Annotated in this window: 18 protein-coding genes and 1 pseudogene; 11 read left to right on the forward strand and 8 right to left on the reverse strand. The window is 63.1% G+C overall.

Annotated elements, in window-relative coordinates; all coding sequences use genetic code 11:
• Positions 1-36 precede the first annotated feature (36 nt).
• From FJ940_RS25875 to FJ940_RS25885, 3 genes are all read right to left on the reverse strand, one after another.
• Positions 37-1071: a PAS domain-containing sensor histidine kinase gene (locus tag FJ940_RS25875; protein WP_140658298.1), complete on the reverse strand. Its 1035-nt coding sequence runs from the start codon at positions 1069-1071 to the stop codon at positions 37-39.
• Positions 1072-1248: 177 nt separating this feature from the next.
• Positions 1249-1413, reverse strand: a complete 165-nt coding sequence (locus tag FJ940_RS25880; RefSeq protein WP_006203859.1) for a DUF1328 domain-containing protein — start codon at positions 1411-1413, stop codon at positions 1249-1251.
• Positions 1414-1596: 183 nt separating this feature from the next.
• Positions 1597-2391, reverse strand: a complete 795-nt coding sequence (locus FJ940_RS25885; RefSeq protein WP_140500589.1) for a response regulator — start codon at positions 2389-2391, stop codon at positions 1597-1599.
• 219 nt (positions 2392-2610) lie between these two features.
• Here FJ940_RS25885 and FJ940_RS25890 point away from each other — a divergent pair, with 219 nt between their 5' ends.
• Both FJ940_RS25890 and FJ940_RS25895 read left to right on the forward strand, forming a co-directional pair.
• On the forward strand, positions 2611-2814 hold the full coding sequence (locus tag FJ940_RS25890) for a NepR family anti-sigma factor (protein WP_181165418.1): 204 nt from the start codon (positions 2611-2613) through the stop codon (positions 2812-2814).
• Positions 2815-2817: 3 nt separating this feature from the next.
• Positions 2818-3369, forward strand: a complete 552-nt coding sequence (locus FJ940_RS25895) for an RNA polymerase sigma factor (RefSeq protein ID WP_140500591.1) — start codon at positions 2818-2820, stop codon at positions 3367-3369.
• Positions 3370-3441: 72 nt separating this feature from the next.
• On the opposite strand, the gene FJ940_RS25900 is transcribed toward FJ940_RS25895, so the two are convergent.
• Entirely contained in the window at positions 3442-3891 is a 450-nt protein-coding gene (locus FJ940_RS25900) for a response regulator (RefSeq protein WP_140500637.1), read from the reverse strand.
• A 44-nt stretch (positions 3892-3935) separates the two neighbouring features.
• Here FJ940_RS25900 and FJ940_RS25905 point away from each other — a divergent pair.
• The 3 genes and pseudogenes from FJ940_RS25905 to FJ940_RS25915 all read left to right on the forward strand — a co-directional run bounded on the left by FJ940_RS25905 (position 3936) and on the right by FJ940_RS25915 (position 5691).
• Positions 3936-4695 (forward strand): annotated as a pseudogene (locus FJ940_RS25905) (Crp/Fnr family transcriptional regulator).
• Between the two features lie 194 nt (positions 4696-4889).
• Entirely contained in the window at positions 4890-5216 is a 327-nt protein-coding gene (locus FJ940_RS25910; RefSeq protein ID WP_140561580.1) for a DUF883 family protein, read from the forward strand.
• Positions 5217-5226: 10 nt separating this feature from the next.
• Complete coding sequence (locus FJ940_RS25915) at positions 5227-5691, forward strand: hypothetical protein (RefSeq protein ID WP_140561582.1); 465 nt, start codon at positions 5227-5229, stop codon at positions 5689-5691.
• A 44-nt stretch (positions 5692-5735) separates the two neighbouring features.
• Here FJ940_RS25915 and FJ940_RS25920 read toward each other — a convergent pair whose 3' ends face one another.
• A complete protein-coding gene (locus FJ940_RS25920) occupies positions 5736-7268 on the reverse strand; it encodes an HWE histidine kinase domain-containing protein (RefSeq protein WP_224680335.1) in 1533 nt (510 codons plus the stop codon).
• Positions 7269-7426: 158 nt separating this feature from the next.
• Between FJ940_RS25920 and FJ940_RS28580 the strand changes: the two genes are divergently transcribed.
• Entirely contained in the window at positions 7427-7600 is a 174-nt protein-coding gene (locus FJ940_RS28580; RefSeq protein WP_181165417.1) for a hypothetical protein, read from the forward strand.
• Between the two features lie 29 nt (positions 7601-7629).
• On the opposite strand, the gene FJ940_RS25925 is transcribed toward FJ940_RS28580, so the two are convergent.
• Positions 7630-8550, reverse strand: coding sequence for a diacylglycerol kinase family protein (locus FJ940_RS25925; RefSeq protein ID WP_140500595.1), 921 nt, complete (start codon positions 8548-8550; stop codon positions 7630-7632).
• Positions 8551-8826: 276 nt separating this feature from the next.
• On the opposite strand from FJ940_RS25925, the gene FJ940_RS25930 reads away from it, so the two are divergent.
• Positions 8827-10137, forward strand: a complete 1311-nt coding sequence (locus FJ940_RS25930; RefSeq protein WP_140517892.1) for a PRC-barrel domain-containing protein — start codon at positions 8827-8829, stop codon at positions 10135-10137.
• Positions 10138-10175: 38 nt separating this feature from the next.
• Here FJ940_RS25930 and FJ940_RS25935 read toward each other — a convergent pair whose 3' ends face one another.
• Entirely contained in the window at positions 10176-11741 is a 1566-nt protein-coding gene (locus FJ940_RS25935; protein WP_140658300.1) for an alkaline phosphatase family protein, read from the reverse strand.
• A gap of 221 nt (positions 11742-11962) precedes the next feature.
• Between FJ940_RS25935 and FJ940_RS25940 the strand changes: the two genes are divergently transcribed.
• The 4 genes from FJ940_RS25940 to FJ940_RS25955 all read left to right on the forward strand — a co-directional run bounded on the left by FJ940_RS25940 (position 11963) and on the right by FJ940_RS25955 (position 15040).
• Positions 11963-12895, forward strand: coding sequence for a VOC family protein (locus tag FJ940_RS25940; protein WP_140517894.1), 933 nt, complete (start codon positions 11963-11965; stop codon positions 12893-12895).
• 11 nt (positions 12896-12906) lie between these two features.
• Positions 12907-13536, forward strand: a complete 630-nt coding sequence (locus FJ940_RS25945; RefSeq protein ID WP_140525475.1) for an alpha/beta hydrolase — start codon at positions 12907-12909, stop codon at positions 13534-13536.
• Positions 13529-13828 (forward strand): GNAT family N-acetyltransferase, encoded by a 300-nt coding sequence (locus tag FJ940_RS25950; RefSeq protein ID WP_140500600.1) that lies wholly within the window; start codon positions 13529-13531, stop codon positions 13826-13828. Before FJ940_RS25945 ends, FJ940_RS25950 begins: the two co-directional genes overlap by 8 nt.
• 153 nt (positions 13829-13981) lie before the next feature.
• Positions 13982-15040, forward strand: coding sequence for a dipeptidase (locus FJ940_RS25955; RefSeq protein ID WP_140658302.1), 1059 nt, complete (start codon positions 13982-13984; stop codon positions 15038-15040).
• 5 nt (positions 15041-15045) lie between these two features.
• Here the strand turns inward: FJ940_RS25955 and FJ940_RS25960 are convergent, their stop codons facing one another.
• Positions 15046-15300: a hypothetical protein gene (locus FJ940_RS25960; RefSeq protein WP_140517897.1), complete on the reverse strand. Its 255-nt coding sequence runs from the start codon at positions 15298-15300 to the stop codon at positions 15046-15048.

Consider the following 15300-nt stretch of genomic DNA (forward strand, 5'->3'; position numbering starts at 1 on the left):
TCTATGGTGAACAGCCGGTTAAAAAATGGCGGTCGCCTACTCCGTCTCGAAATTGCCGTGCGGAACAACGAGATGGTATTCGAGGCGACCATCCGCGATCTCGAGGCGCGCCGTTCCGTTCAGGGAAGAGGGCACTACGCGTTCCAGTGCGACGCTGCCGAAGCGCTTTTTGCCCTCTTGGTTGCTGTCGGTTCCTATGGTTTCGGCCCAGGTCAGCGACAGGGCAATGCCGCCATCGGCGGCGGTGTCGAGGACGGCGGTCACTTCGACGAAGCCCTCCGGCCGCGACAGGGCGCCATAGCTGACCGAGTTGACGGCCAGTTCATGCATCGCAAGGCCGATATGCAGCGCGGCGTTGGGGTTGAGGTAAGGATTTGCGCCGCGGAAGCGAAGGCTGTGCGACGCGTCCGTCCCGTAGCGGCCGACCTGACCGGCGACGAGTTCGCGAAGGGCAGCACCGCGCCAGTTGGAGGAGGTTACCAAATCCTGGGAGGAGGCCAGCGACTGGAGCCGGCCGCGAAAGCGGGTCAGGAAATCGCCGATGCTGTCGGAATAGCGTCCCGTCTGGGTGGCGATGCTCTGGATGATTGCCAGCAAATTCTTCGAGCGGTGCGTGACTTCGCGCAACAGCGTCGTCAGCGTCTGTTCGCGGCGTCGCTGCTCGGTCGTCTCGACCATGGTGGTGACGACACCTTGCACGTCGCCGGCCTCGCCATGGTCGGCGTCGATCCAGACCTGAAACCAGCGCATGCCGTCCTCCATCGGGACGCCGATCTCGAGGCGCTGCGGATCGCCGCTTGCGACGACGCTGCGCTTGGCAGCGCCAATGCGGTCGGCCTGTGCCGGCGGCAGGATGCCGTCGCCCTCGCTGCTGTCGGCGGCCCAGGGCGCACGCATGTTCCGCGCCCAGACCGTTTTTATGTCGCGGTCCTGGTAGAGGACGGAAATGCCGGCATTGTGCAGTGCGTGGAGAAGCGCCCGGCCAAGTTGCATGCCGCTTTCGGCGGGATGCAGGGCGATGACCTCGTCCCCCCGCTCGTTCTTCTTGGTATCTCGAGCCCTGGAACGCATCCGACCTGTTCACCCAACTCAGGCTGAACGGCTCACCGTCCAATGGGTTCCAAGGCAGGTTTTACGGGAACCAGACGCCCAAAAGCGGTCCGCCGGGCGGCGTCCTTGTGAGACACCACCCGGCGGTGGCTGGAAACCGTTTGAGGGGTGCGGCTTCCAGTGTTCGCCTGATAACTCTCAGGCCCGTCTGAACAGGCCGGCGAGAAGCGAAATGATGAGGAAAGCGAGAAAGATGAAGAACAATATCTGCGCTATCCCGGCAGATGTACCGGCAATGCCGCCGAAACCAAGCGCGCCGGCGATGATTGCCACGACGAGAAATACGAGCGCCCAGTAAAGCATGGTTCCATCTCCTTCCAACTATGTGAGAAAAACGTGGGTGGATGCGGTTTGTTCCACTTTTTGCCGAAAAAGACGATCCCCCCGCGCACCATCGTGGCGCGGAAAAGCAAGGCGCGGCCAGCGGAACCTTCCGGCTGGTCGCGCCCTGCTTTTGCGCGCGTTTGCGACTTCAGTTGCGCATCGCTATGCGGCTGCTTTCGCCTGCCGGTCGAAGAACAGAGCCTGGCTGATCAACGCCTTGACCATGTCCGGGTTGAACGGCTTCGTCACCAGGAACGCCGGTTCGGGCCGCTCGCCGGTCAGGAGACGCTCGGGAAAGGCGGTGATGAAGATCACCGGCACGGAAGTCGACGACAGAATCTCGTTCACCGCCTCGATGCCCGAGCTGCCGTCGGCGAGTTGGATGTCCGCGAGCACCATCTTCGGCCGCGTCTTGCCGAACATCGTCACCGCTTCGGCATGGGTGCGGGCGGTGCCGACGACCCGATGGCCCAGGCTCTCGACCATCTCCTCTATATCCATGGCGATGAGCGGTTCATCCTCGATGATCAGCACGTCGGTCGCCACCTGGCGGGAAATCTCGTTGCTCGCCTGGGCAAGCAGTTCTGAGAATTCCTGTTCGCCGACGCCAAGAATTTCGGCCGCCTCATCCTCGCTGAAACCCTCAACGGCCACCAGAAGGAAGGCCTGGCGGGGAAGCGGCGCGATCGCATTGAGATTGGCCGCAGCGCGCTGTTCCCATGCCGATTGCGCCTGTTCTTGTGGAACGCGGATGGCGACGGACGTGAACAGTTTGGCGAAGACCTTGTACAGCGCGATTCGGTCGCTGGATGCCTCGGGAAAAATGTCGACATCGGCGATGATGGCCTCGAGCATCGCGGCAACCAGCGCGTCGCCGCTCTCCTGCGATCCCGATACGGCACGCGAGAAGCGGCGCAGGAACGGCAGGTGCGGAGCGATGGTGGCGGATAAACTCATGACGGACGTCTCCCTCAGATGACGTGATTGACTAAAAATGCAGGTCAAGCCCCATTGCAAGCCCCAACGACACAAACGCGGGCTTTCGCAAAAAGTTCCGGCCCCGGGAACTAATACGCCTGAACGGCGTTTGAATTGGGGATGGGCAACCAGACGAGGATGCCGCTTGTGTTGTGTTGAGTTATGTTGAGCGGCTATGGGGCTGGATTAAAGGGCGAAATGAAGGAAATGACGAAAGATGTCTTGACTGGCGCCTCAATCAGGCGCCGGAACGGCGTGGGCGACCCGCTCGGGCCGAATTCCGAAATCGGACGCAAACTCAAGCAGTATTACGACGAGCTGGTCTCCGACGATGTGCCGGATCGTTTCGCGCAGTTGCTCAGCCAACTGGAGCGGGCCGAGCCCGCACAGAAAAAGGACTGAGGCATGGCAACGGTCTCACAAGGCTTCAAGACCGATCTGCTTGGGGCAATACCGAGCTTGCGTGCCTTCGCAGTGTCACTGACGCAGAATGCCGACAAGGCCGACGACCTCGTGCAGGAAACGCTGGTCAAGGCCTGGGACAAGCATGAGAGCTTTCAGCCCGGTACCAACCTGAAGGCATGGCTCTTCACCATCCTGCGCAACGAGTTCTATTCACAGATGCGCAAACGCGGCCGCGAGGTGCAGGACAGCGACGGCATCATGACAGCCAGGCTTGCGGTGCATCCCGCCCAGCACGGCCAGCTCGACCTCAAGGATTTCCGCGGTGCGCTCGAGCAGCTGCCCGAAGACCAGCGCGAGGCCATCATCCTCATCGGCGCCTCGGGCTTCTCTTACGAGGAGGCGGCCGAGATTTGCGGTTGCGCGGTCGGGACGATCAAGAGCCGCGTCAGCCGAGCCCGCACGCGCCTGCAGGAGATACTGAAAATCTCCGGCGAAGACGAGTACGGTCCCGATGCGATCTCAGCACAGGTCACGGGCACGGCGGCGCACTAAAAAAGCGTCGCATCGAAACGGCTGACAGAATCGCCATCGCATCCGCTCTGACTCTTACGCGATGCGACGTCGTCAGGCGGGCGGGACTCGTCCGCAGGCCCGGGCCACCGCTTCCACAAGATCTTCGCCCGAATAAGGTTTGCTGACCAGCCTTATCCCTGGAAAGGCAACCTTGATCTCGTCCGCATCCGAATAACCGGAGGCAAAGACGAAGGGCACGCCCGTTTCACGCAGGCGCGATGCAAAGTCGAAAGTCGGAGTGCCCCCCAGCATGAGGTCGACGATCGCCGCATCGAATTGGGTGGCAACCTGTCGGCCATCGATCTCGGCCAGGTCACGGACAAGCACCACGTCGTCGGCGCCGTGATCACGGCAAAGCTGCTCGACATCCATGGCGATGAGAAATTCATCTTCCAGGACAAGAATGCGCAATCCGTCAAGCAAAGGCGACACAGGCAATGGCTCCTTGAAACGCAGCGAGTCATGATCGCTATTTGACGCGCTGTCATTTAAAAAAGACATGCCACCGCTGCGGCTGAGCCCGCGGCTCTCGAGGAGCGGTCGAAATGTCAATCCAGAACGGCCTTGCTTCCTCCAGCCGCCGGTACGATTGCGAGAATTGCCCACTGCGGCCCCTGCCGGGTTTCCGCAAATTCGAGAGATCGGAACTGGCCTTCATCGACAAATTGAAGAAGCGAGTTCGCGGTCGACAAGGGCGCAACGGTGCTGGTGGAAGGACGCCGCAGCGCCCATCTCTACACGGTGCTGTCGGGCTGGGCTTTCCGTTACAAGCTGTTGTCGGATGGCCGCCGTCAAATCCTCAACTACGCCGTCCCTGGAGATCTCATCGGGCTGCAAGGCGGCGTGATGGGCGAAATGCAGCATTCCGTCGAAGCCTTGTCGCCGATGCTGCTTTGCGTGTTCGAGCGGGAGTCCCTGCATGAGCTTTTCCGCAACCATCCGGGCCTGGCCTATGACATCACCTGGATCGCGTCGCGCGAGGAGCGGATGCTGGACGAGAACCTGCTCAGCGTCGGCCGCCGCAGCGCGATCGAGCGCACCGCCTATCTCATCGCCTTCATCGGCAGCCGGGCCAAGGCCGTTGGCCTCAATGGCGGGCGGTTCACCCGGATCGCGTTCACGCAGCAGCACATCGCCGATACCCTCGGCCTGTCTTTGGTCCATACCAACAAGACGATTCGCAAGCTGATGGATCGCAAGCTGATCGCTTGGCGCGATGGCGGCTGCGAGATCATCGATCATGAAGGGTTGAAGCAGCTTGCCGGCTGGGAGGGGCAGGGCAAGGAACGGCGGCCGCTGATCTGACCGGATGCAGGAGGACCCGTTTTGAGCTAGGGTCCAGATCGATGGAACCGGGATGGCCTCTATCCATTGGATTGAGCGTGATCTTTTCGGCAAACCGACACCCGCTTTGCGGGATCATGCCCGTTTATCCGAGGGGCTCGGAACCTTGAGACATGCAGCGCGTTGAAACCAAAGCAATCACAGGGAGTTAAGCGATGGCAGCTGCCGCAGGAAAGAACGCAGGCGAAGCGCGGGCGAACTCGGATCTCGAAGCCGATATCAGGCAGTTGAAGACCGATATCGACAAGCTTACGAAGCAGTTGGCCAAGACAGGCGAGCATGGATACGGCACCGCCCGCCGTGCCGCCGCCGAAGGTGTCGAGCATCTGCGCGCCCAAGGCGAGGCAGCCTTTGACAGCCTGCGCAGCAACACTAGGGATATAGAGGCGCAGATAGCGGCAAGCGTGCGCGAGAAGCCGGTGACTTCATTGGCGATCGCCGCTGGCGTCGGCTTCCTGTTCGCGCTTCTGGCGCGCCGCTAGTCCCGCCCAAATGGGATTGCTGGCTTCCCTTGTCTCGGGCCTGGCTTCGGGCGAAACCGTTGCAGCCATGCGCCGCGCGCGCACGGCTGCAATCGTCTATGCGCTTGCCGCGCTCGCGGCGCTGTGCGGCCTCGGCTTCCTGATCGGGGCCGGCTATATCTGGGCTGCGGGCCGCTATGGTCCGCTCGCGGCGGCGTTGGGATTCGGCGTGGGCTTTCTGATCATCGCGGGCCTGATCTTGCTGATCTATCGCTTCTCGGCCAGCTCCCGCGCACGGCGCCGGGCAGAACGGCGCAAGGCCGACATGACGGCAATCGGCGTCACCGCCGCGCTGGCCGCGCTGCCGGCGCTGCTCAAGGGAAAGGGCGGCCTCGGAGCCATTCTCGGTCCCGCCGTGGCGTTGGCGGCCTATGCCATCTACCGCGAGAACGTGAAACCAGGTCCCGGCGAGCCGGCTGGCGGCGATCCTGATTGAGGCTGAGCTGGATTAAGGCTGGGCCCGGATTAAAGCTGGGCCGGTCACTTGGAGAGATCCTCCAGCGGCATGGATATTTCGGCAAAGACGCCTTCCGGCCGGAACTCGTGCGCCACTTCGCTGGAGATGACCTTGGCCAGGCTGCGGCGGATCAGGATCGAGCCGAAACCGTGCCGCTCGGGCGGGGCAACCGCAGGACCGCCGCTTTCGCGCCAGGTCAAGACAAGGCGCCGGTCGCTTTTTCTGCCTTGTGTCTTCCAGCTCAGATCGACCTTGCCGGATGTCGCCGACAGCGACCCATATTGTAGGGCGTTGCTGGCCAGTTCGTGCAAGATCAGGCCCAGCCCCACTGCCTGGTCCGGCGACAGCAACAGATCGGGACCGGTGATCGTCATGCGCAGTTGCTCGGCGGTGTCGAAGGGCCTCACCTCGATCTGGACGAGTTCATGGATGCCGATGCCGCGCCATTCCCGGTCGGACAGGAGATTATGGGCAATGCCGAGTGCCTGGAGCCGGGCGCCGAAGGCTTCCAGGAAAGCGCTCGGCTGCCGGGCATGGCGCACGGTCTGCGTCGCCAGCGCCTGAACGGTCGCCAGCGTGTTCTTGACGCGATGATTGAGTTCGCGAAGCAGCAGCCTTTGCCTTTCCTCCCCAAGCTTGCGTTCGGATATGTCGTAATTGACCCCGAAGATCAGCGTCGGCTTGCCGTCGCCATCGCGCTCGATGACGCGGCCGCGCGTCGCCAGCCAGCGGGGTGGATGGAAGCCTTTCACGCGGTACTCGCCGAAATAGTCGTCGCCGCCGGCCAAGGCGTCGCGGAAGCGGGTTTCGGTCTGATAGACGTCGCGTGGATCTATTGCCATCAGGATGTCGCGCGCCCGCAACCGGTTCGATCGCGGCAGATTGAACAATTCCGGCAGCAAACCATCGCATTCGATCATGTCGGTGCGGATGTCCCAGGCCCAGCTGGCAAGCGATGCCGCGTCGAGCGCTATGGCGCGCCGTTTTTCTTCGCGAACCAGCGCCGCCTCGGCGATGGCGCCGCTGCGCGTCGCATCCTTCAGCGTGAACAGGCTGGCGGCTAGGCCGGCCAGCGCCTTCAACTGGTCGAGCCTGACGCGCGATGGAAAGGGACGGGGCTTGCGGTCGAAAACGCAGAGCGTTCCGATCCTGGCGCCGGCGACGGTCACCGGCGCGCCCGCAAAGAAGCGGATGTGATGCTTGCCCGTGACCAGTGAGTTGGCTTTAAAACGCGGATCCAAGGTCGCGTCGGGTACCACCATCAGTTCGCCGCCCGCGGCAATCGCATGGGCGGAGAAGGAGATGTCGGTTGCGGTCTCGATCTCGTCCAGGCCGACACGCGACTTGAACCATTGCCGCTCGACGTCGACGAGCGTAACCAGCGCGATCGGTGCGCGCATGGCGGCCGCGGCAAGGCGGCTGACGCCGTCGAAGTCGGCGTCAGTCATCGTATCCAGCGCCTGCAAGCCGTGCAGCACGGCCAGCCGGCCGGCGTCGTTGACGACGTGCATTACTTCGGCCGGAAGGCCCGGCGCCAATTTCGCCGCCTTGTTCACCAGCGCCCCCGACGCTTCCTCGCGAGCCCTCCGACTTCGCCTTCCCGACTTGCCGGCGAAGGGCTTGGCCAAACGCGGAACCTTCGTAGCAAGGAACCGTTACCCGAAGATGTTTTGCCAGAGACGCTCAACGCGTCCACATCGCATCGAGGCCGGCTATGCCCAAGACCATTCCTGAAAACAAAGCGCGTCAGGGACACTGGGGCTGGCACGGCTTGCGGATCCTGATTGCGGGACTTCTCCTGGCCTTTGTCGTTTGGGGCATCGTCGAGATTTACGGCGAGTACACGAAATCCCCGACCACCGAACAAGGCAGCGCTCCGAGCGGCTAGTCTTCTGTTCCTCGTCGGCTGCCCCTGCATCAGGCCGCCTTTGCCCGCATGGCGTGCCGCGGCACCAGCACGTTCAAGGCGCCCGGGTGGATTTCGATGGTAATTTCGTCCTCGAGCTTGATAAGTTCACCGTCGAGGACGGCGCGGTATTTCCTGGCCGCCGACCGGATCTTCAGCACAGCCCGCTCTGTCTGATGGATTTCGACATGTTCATTGTCCCGCCATTTGCCACGCGCGACGTTGAAGAAGAACTTGACCAGTTCGGCGCGCTGCCGCGCGACCGTGACATAAATGCCGAGCACGCCGCCCGCCGGATTGTCGGCAAAGGGCAGGTGACCCTCTCCAAACAGGTTGTTGGTGACGCCGACGCCGGTGGTTCGCGCCGTGATCTCGGCCTCGCCAATGGTCAGGGTGACCGTCATCGCCGGCGGATTCTTGATCGTCTGCCAAGCCGCTTTCGCGGATGCCCGCATCTTGCCCAGCCGGGAGCCGAACTCCATGTTCTGGCGTAGCTGCACCATCTTGGCGTGCATGCCGATCGAGAACTGATGCACGAAAGGCCGGCCATTGGCGGTGGCGATGTCCACCGCCATCACCTCGCCATCGGCGAAGGATCGCAAAGCCGCATCGAGCGTCTGCGGGATGCCGAGCCCGCGCGCGAAGAGGTTCATGGTGCCTGCGGGCAATATGGCCAGCGCCTTTTTCTTGCCCATCAGCCGCGCCGCCGCCGCCGATATCGTGCCATCGCCGCCGCCGGCGAGAACCACGTCGATGCCGCGACGCGAAGCCGCGTTGTCCAATGCCGGCACGATGTCCTTGCCGGCAACCACGTCGATATCGATGGAATGGCCTGCCGCCTCCAGCAGGTCGCGCATGCGATCGCGAAAGCCATCCAGGTCGAGGGTGCGCAAGGTGCCACCGTCCCGGTTCAGCACCGCCGCAAACCGCATGTCCCCTCCGTGTTCTCAAAAAAACTCCGAGCCGGAGAAGCTCCAGCCGTCGGCTGAACGGCGCAAGTGGCAAAAAGGTTCCGGGTGATGCGGCGAATTTCCCTTTGCAGCACGCAAGTTGCGGGCCGCGTGTGCGGAGAATATGCGTCCTGGCTTTTGTCGGAACAATGGGCGCAGTCACGACGTTGTGATCAGGCGAATGCCGCGTTCGCCCGTCGCCGGTGACGGCGGAGGCCGGTGCGGCATACATGAAATCAGGCACGAGGAGACACCATCATGATCCGCAATCTTCTAGCCACGACTGCTCTTGCCATGTTCGTGGCGACGGGCGCGCATGCGCAGACAACTCCGACACCGGCTGCGCCTGGCGCGGAGCAACCCGCCGCTCCTGTGGTGCACGCCGAGGGCAGCATCGCCACCAACATCATCGGTGAATCGGTTTATAACGGCACCGGCGACAATGCCGAGAATATCGGCAAAGTAACCGACATCGTCTTCGACAAGGACGGTCAGGCCAAATCCATAGTCATCGGCGTCGGAGGCTTTCTGGGCGTCGGGACGAAGAATGTCGCGTTCGATTACGACAAGCTGCAGTGGGCCGAGAAAAACGGCGACCGCTGGCTGGTCGCCCAGACGACCAAGGACCAGTTGACGGCGCAGCCGGAGTTCGACACCAAGCCCTATGCTCCGGCACCGGCCGCATCGACAGCCGCACAGGCGCCGTCCACATCCGCGCCGAGCGATACCGCCCAGGCGCCAGTCGACATGAACGCGGCTCCGGCGGAACCGGTGAAGCGCGCCGACGGCAATCTCGCCACCAATATCATCGGTGAGAGCGTCTATAACGGGACCGGCGACGATGCGCAGAACATCGGCAACGTCAACGACATCGTCCTGACCAAGGAAGGCAAGGCGCAATCACTGGTCATCGGCGTCGGCGGCTTCCTCGGCATCGGCGAGAAGAACGTCACGTATGATTTCGGCAAGGCCCAGTGGGCCGAGAAAAACGGCGACCGCTGGCTGGTGGCTCAAACCACCAAGGAAGAGCTGCAGGCATTGCCGGACTTCAACCGCAAGGCTTATGATCCGGCTCCGGTCACGACGGCATCGAACGCACCTGCTGCGTCCACCCCGGCCGTCGCGCCGACAACCAATACGGCTCCGATGGACAAGACGGCGCAGGCCCCGTCCGCCTCCACGCCTGATGCGACCGCTCCCGACCAGACGAAGACCGCAGCGATCGACAAATCCAAACTGACCGAAATGCCTGTCGGCGAGGTCAGGGGCGACGATCTCAAGGGTACCACAGTTTATGGCGCCAACGACGTCAAGGTCGGCGAGATCGGCGATGTCGTGCTGACGCCCGACAACAAGACCGACGCGGTCATCGTGGATGTCGGCGGTTTCCTCGGCGTCGGCGAGAAGGAAGTCGCCGTCGGCATGGACAACTTGAAATTCATGACCGACAAGGACGGTAACAAATATCTCTACACGACCTTCACCAAGGAGCAGCTCGAGGCCCAGGCCGCCTATGACAAAGGCAGCTATGCGCAGAACCGCGAGCAGCAGCGGATGATCGTGAGATAGCAACAACGGCAGTAGGGCAGTAGGGCAGTAGGGATTCCCTATTCCCCTACTGCCCTACTTACATAGCCCACAACGCCATCCCTGGTCAGCTCCGCCAGCGCCAGCGACTGGTCGAGATGCTCGGCCCGCCAGGCAAGCAGCCGTTCGGCGAACTCGAGCCTGGTCGGGAGATAGGCGGGATCGGCGGCGAGATTGGCGAGCTCGGCGGGATCCTTTTCCAGGTCGAACAGCAATGGCGGCAGGCCGCCGCCGAAATGCACATATTTGAATTTTTCCGTGCGGATCACGGCGAGATTGCACTGGCGCGAGGCAAGGCCGAAATGCCGTTCGGCTTCGCCTTCCGCGATCGAACGAAAATCGAATTCCCAATGCGCGGCGTCGCGCCAGTCCGACGGCTCCTCGCCGGCGATGAACGGCCGCAGCGAGTGACCGTCGAGGTGCGGCGCCGGTTCGCCGCCCAGCAGGTCGAGCAAGGTCGGCAATATGTCCACCACCTCGGTAAAGCGGTCGACGGCCACGCCTGCGGTGTGGCCGTGACGCGGGTCGCGGATGACCAGGGGGATATGATAGCTGGCGTCGAAGAAGCCGCCTTTGCCCAGCATGAAATGGTCGCCCATCATCTCGGCATGGTCGGAGGTAAGCACAATGACCGTGTCGTCCCACGCGCCCGCCGTCTTGACCGCCTGCCAGATACGGCCGAGCTGCGCATCGACTTCCGAGATCATGCCGTAATAGATCGCGCGGATGCGGCGGAAATCATCCTCGCTCCAGTCATGTACGCTGCCGGCGGCGCCAGGTCGAAACTTGTGCTTTTTCTGCCTGCCGAAATCGTAGGCGAGATAGGGATGGCTGTCCGCCTCTTTCTGCCAGCCTGCCGCGCGGCGAAAGCCGGGGCTGGCGGCGGGGTCGTACATCGCGTCGTATGGTGCAGGCGCGATGAAGGGCGGATGCGGGCTGATGAAAGAGAGATGCGCGAACCAGGGCGCGGCATGCTCCTGTTCGCCCAGCCATCGGATGAATTCGCCGGCAAGAAAAGCCGTCGGCGTCTGCTCCTTCGAATAGACGGGCGGCGCAGTCGTCACGGAGCCGGCGTCGCCTGCCCCGTTCGCCGGTCGATGGATCGCGGGGGAGCCGGCGTCGGTATCGATGCCCTGCATTCCCAGCCATGACAGCCACTGCTTCTGATGCTCTGGCAGCAATTGGCGCACCGTGAAACCAGGAAGCACGCCTTCATAGCTTCGCAGCCGCGGATCAGCCGGAGCGAGCCGGCGCGGATCCAGCGATACGTCGGTGTAGCCGAACAGCGTCGGATCGTAGCCCAGCGCGCGCGCCGAAAGCGCTATATTGCCGTGACGGGCATCGAGCGGCGTGCCGTTGCGGCAAACCCGGTTATTCATCTGGTAGAGGCCGGTATAGAGGCAGGCACGGGCCGGCGAGCAGGGTGCCGCGCCGCCATAGTGCCGCTTGAACAATACGCCTTCCGCTGCCAATGCGTCGGCATTCGGCGTCTTCACCAGGGGATGGCCGGCCGCCGAAAGGCAATCGCCGCGCCATTGGTCGCAGGTGATCAGGAGAACGTTCGGACGCCTGCCTTTTCCGGTCACTGGCGATAATCCTTGGCTAATGTGCGAGCGTCGCTCATGGAACCGAAATCCCGCCCCGGCGCAAGCCCGGGCTGCTGGTGGTTCGGTGAACAAACTGCTTTCGATTGTTCACTTCCAGAGTACAGTCCATCCCGTCTTTGTCGCCTTTGACGGGAACAGGCCGATGCTCATATTGGCGAGGACAGCGGCAGGGGCCGCAATAGAACAAGGGAGCAGCACTCATGCTCGACCAGATCAAGGGTTTGCATCACGTCACCTCGATGGCCAGCGATGCCCGCCAGAACAATGAGTTCTTCACTGGGAAGCTCGGCCTGCGCCGGGTCAAGAAAACGGTCAATTTCGACGCGCCCGACGTCTACCACCTCTACTATGCCGACGAGCTCGGCACGCCGGGTTCGGTGATGACCTATTTTCCGTTTCCCAATATCGGCAAGGGCCGTCACGGCGTCGGCGAAGTCGGCACCACCGCCTATTCGGTGCCGGAAGGCACGCTCGCCTATTGGGAAAGGCGCTTCGCCGAGGAAGGTATCGCCGGCCTGTCGCGCGAAGAGACCTTTGGCGAGAAGCGTCTGGCCTTCGCCGGACCGGACGGCGACGGTTTCGCGCTCGTCGAGGACAGGGCCGACACGCGCGCGCCATGGGTGAAGGGCGGCATTCCCGCCGACGAGGCGATCCGGGGCTTTCACTCCGTGTCGCTGCGCCTGAAGGATGGCGGCGCCACCGAGGAACTCTTGAAGTTCATGGGCTATGAGGAGCTCGACAAATCCGGCAATGTCAGGCGGCTGGCGATCAGGAACGGCAATGGCGCCGACGTCGTCGACATCGAATCGCTACCCGGTGCCGCCTTTGCCGATCTCGGCGCGGGCTCGGTCCATCACGTCGCTTTCGCCGTCGAGGATCGAGCCAGGCAGCTCGAAGTGCGTAAGGCGCTGATGGATACCGGCTACCAGGTGACGCCAGTGATCGACCGCGATTACTTCTGGGCGATCTATTTCCGCACGCCGGGCGGCGTTCTGTTCGAAGTCGCCACCAACGAGCCGGGCTTCGACCGCGACGAGGACACCGCCCATCTCGGTGAAGCCTTGAAGCTGCCGGCGCAGCATCAGCACCTGCGGCCCTATCTCGAAAAGCATCTGCAGAAGTTGGAAGACTGAGGGGCGGGGTCATGAGCACAGACAGCTACATCCACAAGGTGCTGCCCGGTTCGCCGGGCGGTCCGCTGCTCTTCGTCTTCCATGGCACCGGAGGCGACGAGGGCCAGCTCGTCTCGCTGGGGCGCGATCTCGCGCCCCAGGCAACCATCATCTCGCCACGCGGCGATGTGTCTGAACAAGGCGCTGCGCGCTTTTTCCGTCGCACCGGCGAGGGCGTCTATGACATGCAGGACCTGGCGCGCGCGACTCGGAAGATGGCGGGCTTCGTCAAGGCGCAGATAGCAGCGGCGAAGCCGTCGGCGATACACGCTCTCGGCTACTCCAACGGCGCCAACATCCTGGCGTCGCTGCTGTTCGAAGCCCCTGACCTGTTCGACGCGGCGGTGCTGATGCACCCGCTGATCCCGTTCGAACCGGAGGTGAACGGCAGTCTTGCCGGGCGCCGCATTCTGGTGACCGCCGGCAGGCGGGATCCGATCTGTCCGCCGAACCTGACTTCGCGGCTCGAAGCCTATTTGCGCGCCGATGGCGCCGATGTCACAGTGGAGTGGCATGAAGGCGGGCACGAAGTGCGGCCGAACGAAATCGAGGCGGCGCGGCAGCTCCTTGCCGGCGTGGCCCAAGGAGTAAGTGATGCCTGACCAACTGCCGGAGATCGAACTCGAAGATCGTGGTTCCAAGGGCCGCTACGTGCTGCGTGGTCCGGGCGGCGCCGAGGCGGAGATGACCTTCACCAGGATCGGCGAGCACCAGATCATCATCGACCACACCGAAGTGCCCGACGCGTTTCGCGGCCAGGGTGCTGGGCTTCGGCTCGTCACCCGCGCCGTCGAGGACGCGCGCGCGGCGGGCAAGAAGATCATCCCGCTCTGTCCCTTCGCCAACGCCCAGTTCCGCCGCCATCCGGAGTGGGCCGACGTGCTGAAGGGGTAGGATCAGCCGGCGCTTTACCATTCGGGACCCGCGGGAGTAAAACAGTCTGATAGGCCAGCACGGCTTTGGCATTTGCACGCTCGGCCCATCTTGCCTAAGTAGATATGATATATCGCGGGCAGCGTGCGACACATCGAACCGAATGATCCCTTCATGACCGAAACCGATCTCGTTCCCGTCTTCGACGGCCATAACGACACGCTGCTCAGACTCTATCAGTCGAAAGACCCGGACGTCGAAAAGCTGTTCATGGAAGGGAAATCGGGCGGCCATATCGACCTGCCGCGCGCACGGGCCGGCGGGTTCGCCGGCGGCATGTTCGCGATCTTCCCGCCGCCTGTCGAGAGAGGCCGGCGCGGCGCTGTCCCGTCGACGCCCAGCGATGCCGAGCCTTTGCCGCCCGAACTCCCGCACAGCGATGCGCTGGCCTCGACGATTGCGATGGCCTCGATCCTGTTCAGGCTGGAACGGGCCGGAGCGCTGAGCGTCTGCCGCAATGCCGCAGATGTGCGCGGCGCCATGGCGCGCGACTCGATCGCTGCGGTATTCCATATCGAAGGGGTCGAGGCGATCGATCCCGAACTCACCATGCTCGACGTGCTGCATGCCGCCGGCTTGCGCTCGCTCGGCATCGTCTGGAGCCGCCCGAACGCTTTCGGCCATGGCGTGCCGTTCCGCTTTCCGTCCTCGCCCGATACCGGTCCCGGCTTGACCGATGCCGGCAAGGCGCTGGTCAAGGCCTGCAACCAACTCAGGATCATGATCGACCTGTCGCATCTCAACGAGAAGGGCTTTCGCGATGTCGCCGCGCTCAGCGATGCGCCGCTGGTCGCGACCCATTCCAACGTGCATGCGATCTGCGGCCACTCACGCAATCTCACCGACTGGCAGCTCGGCGCGATTCGCGGAACCGGCGGCATGGTCGGGCTGAACTTCGCCACCGGCTTCCTGCGCGAGGACGGAAAGATGAATGCCGATACCGGCCTCGACATCATGGTGCGCCACATCGATTCCCTGCTGCAGGCGCTGGGTGAGGATGGGGTTGGCCTCGGCTCCGATTTCGACGGAGCTATGATCCCGGCCGTCATTGGCGACGCCGCCGGCCTGCCGAAGCTCATCGATGCGCTCGCCGCACGCGGCTTCGGCCGCGCGCTGATCGAAAAGATCGCCTACCGAAACTGGCTGGCCATGCTGGAGAAAACCATAGGATAGGAAGTTCAGCCGAATCCCATGCGCTTCAGCCAGTCCTTGCCGACGCCGCGGTCGCGGATGATCGGCAGCGGGTTTTCCGAATCGAGCCGCGCGCAGATGCGGTAGACCTCAAGCGTCTCGGCGCTCATCTCGCCGCGCTTGTAGAAGAACATGGCGGCGGCATAGCGTGTGCGGCCCGACCATTTTTCGCCGAGTGGCGTGTTGACCAGTTCCCACTGTTCGGCCGCCTCTTCTTGCTGCTTGTCGGCTTCCTCGCCCAT

It is taken from the genome of Mesorhizobium sp. B2-3-7, from assembly GCF_006442695.1.
In the GTDB taxonomy this organism is placed as follows: Bacteria; Pseudomonadota; Alphaproteobacteria; order Rhizobiales; family Rhizobiaceae; genus Mesorhizobium.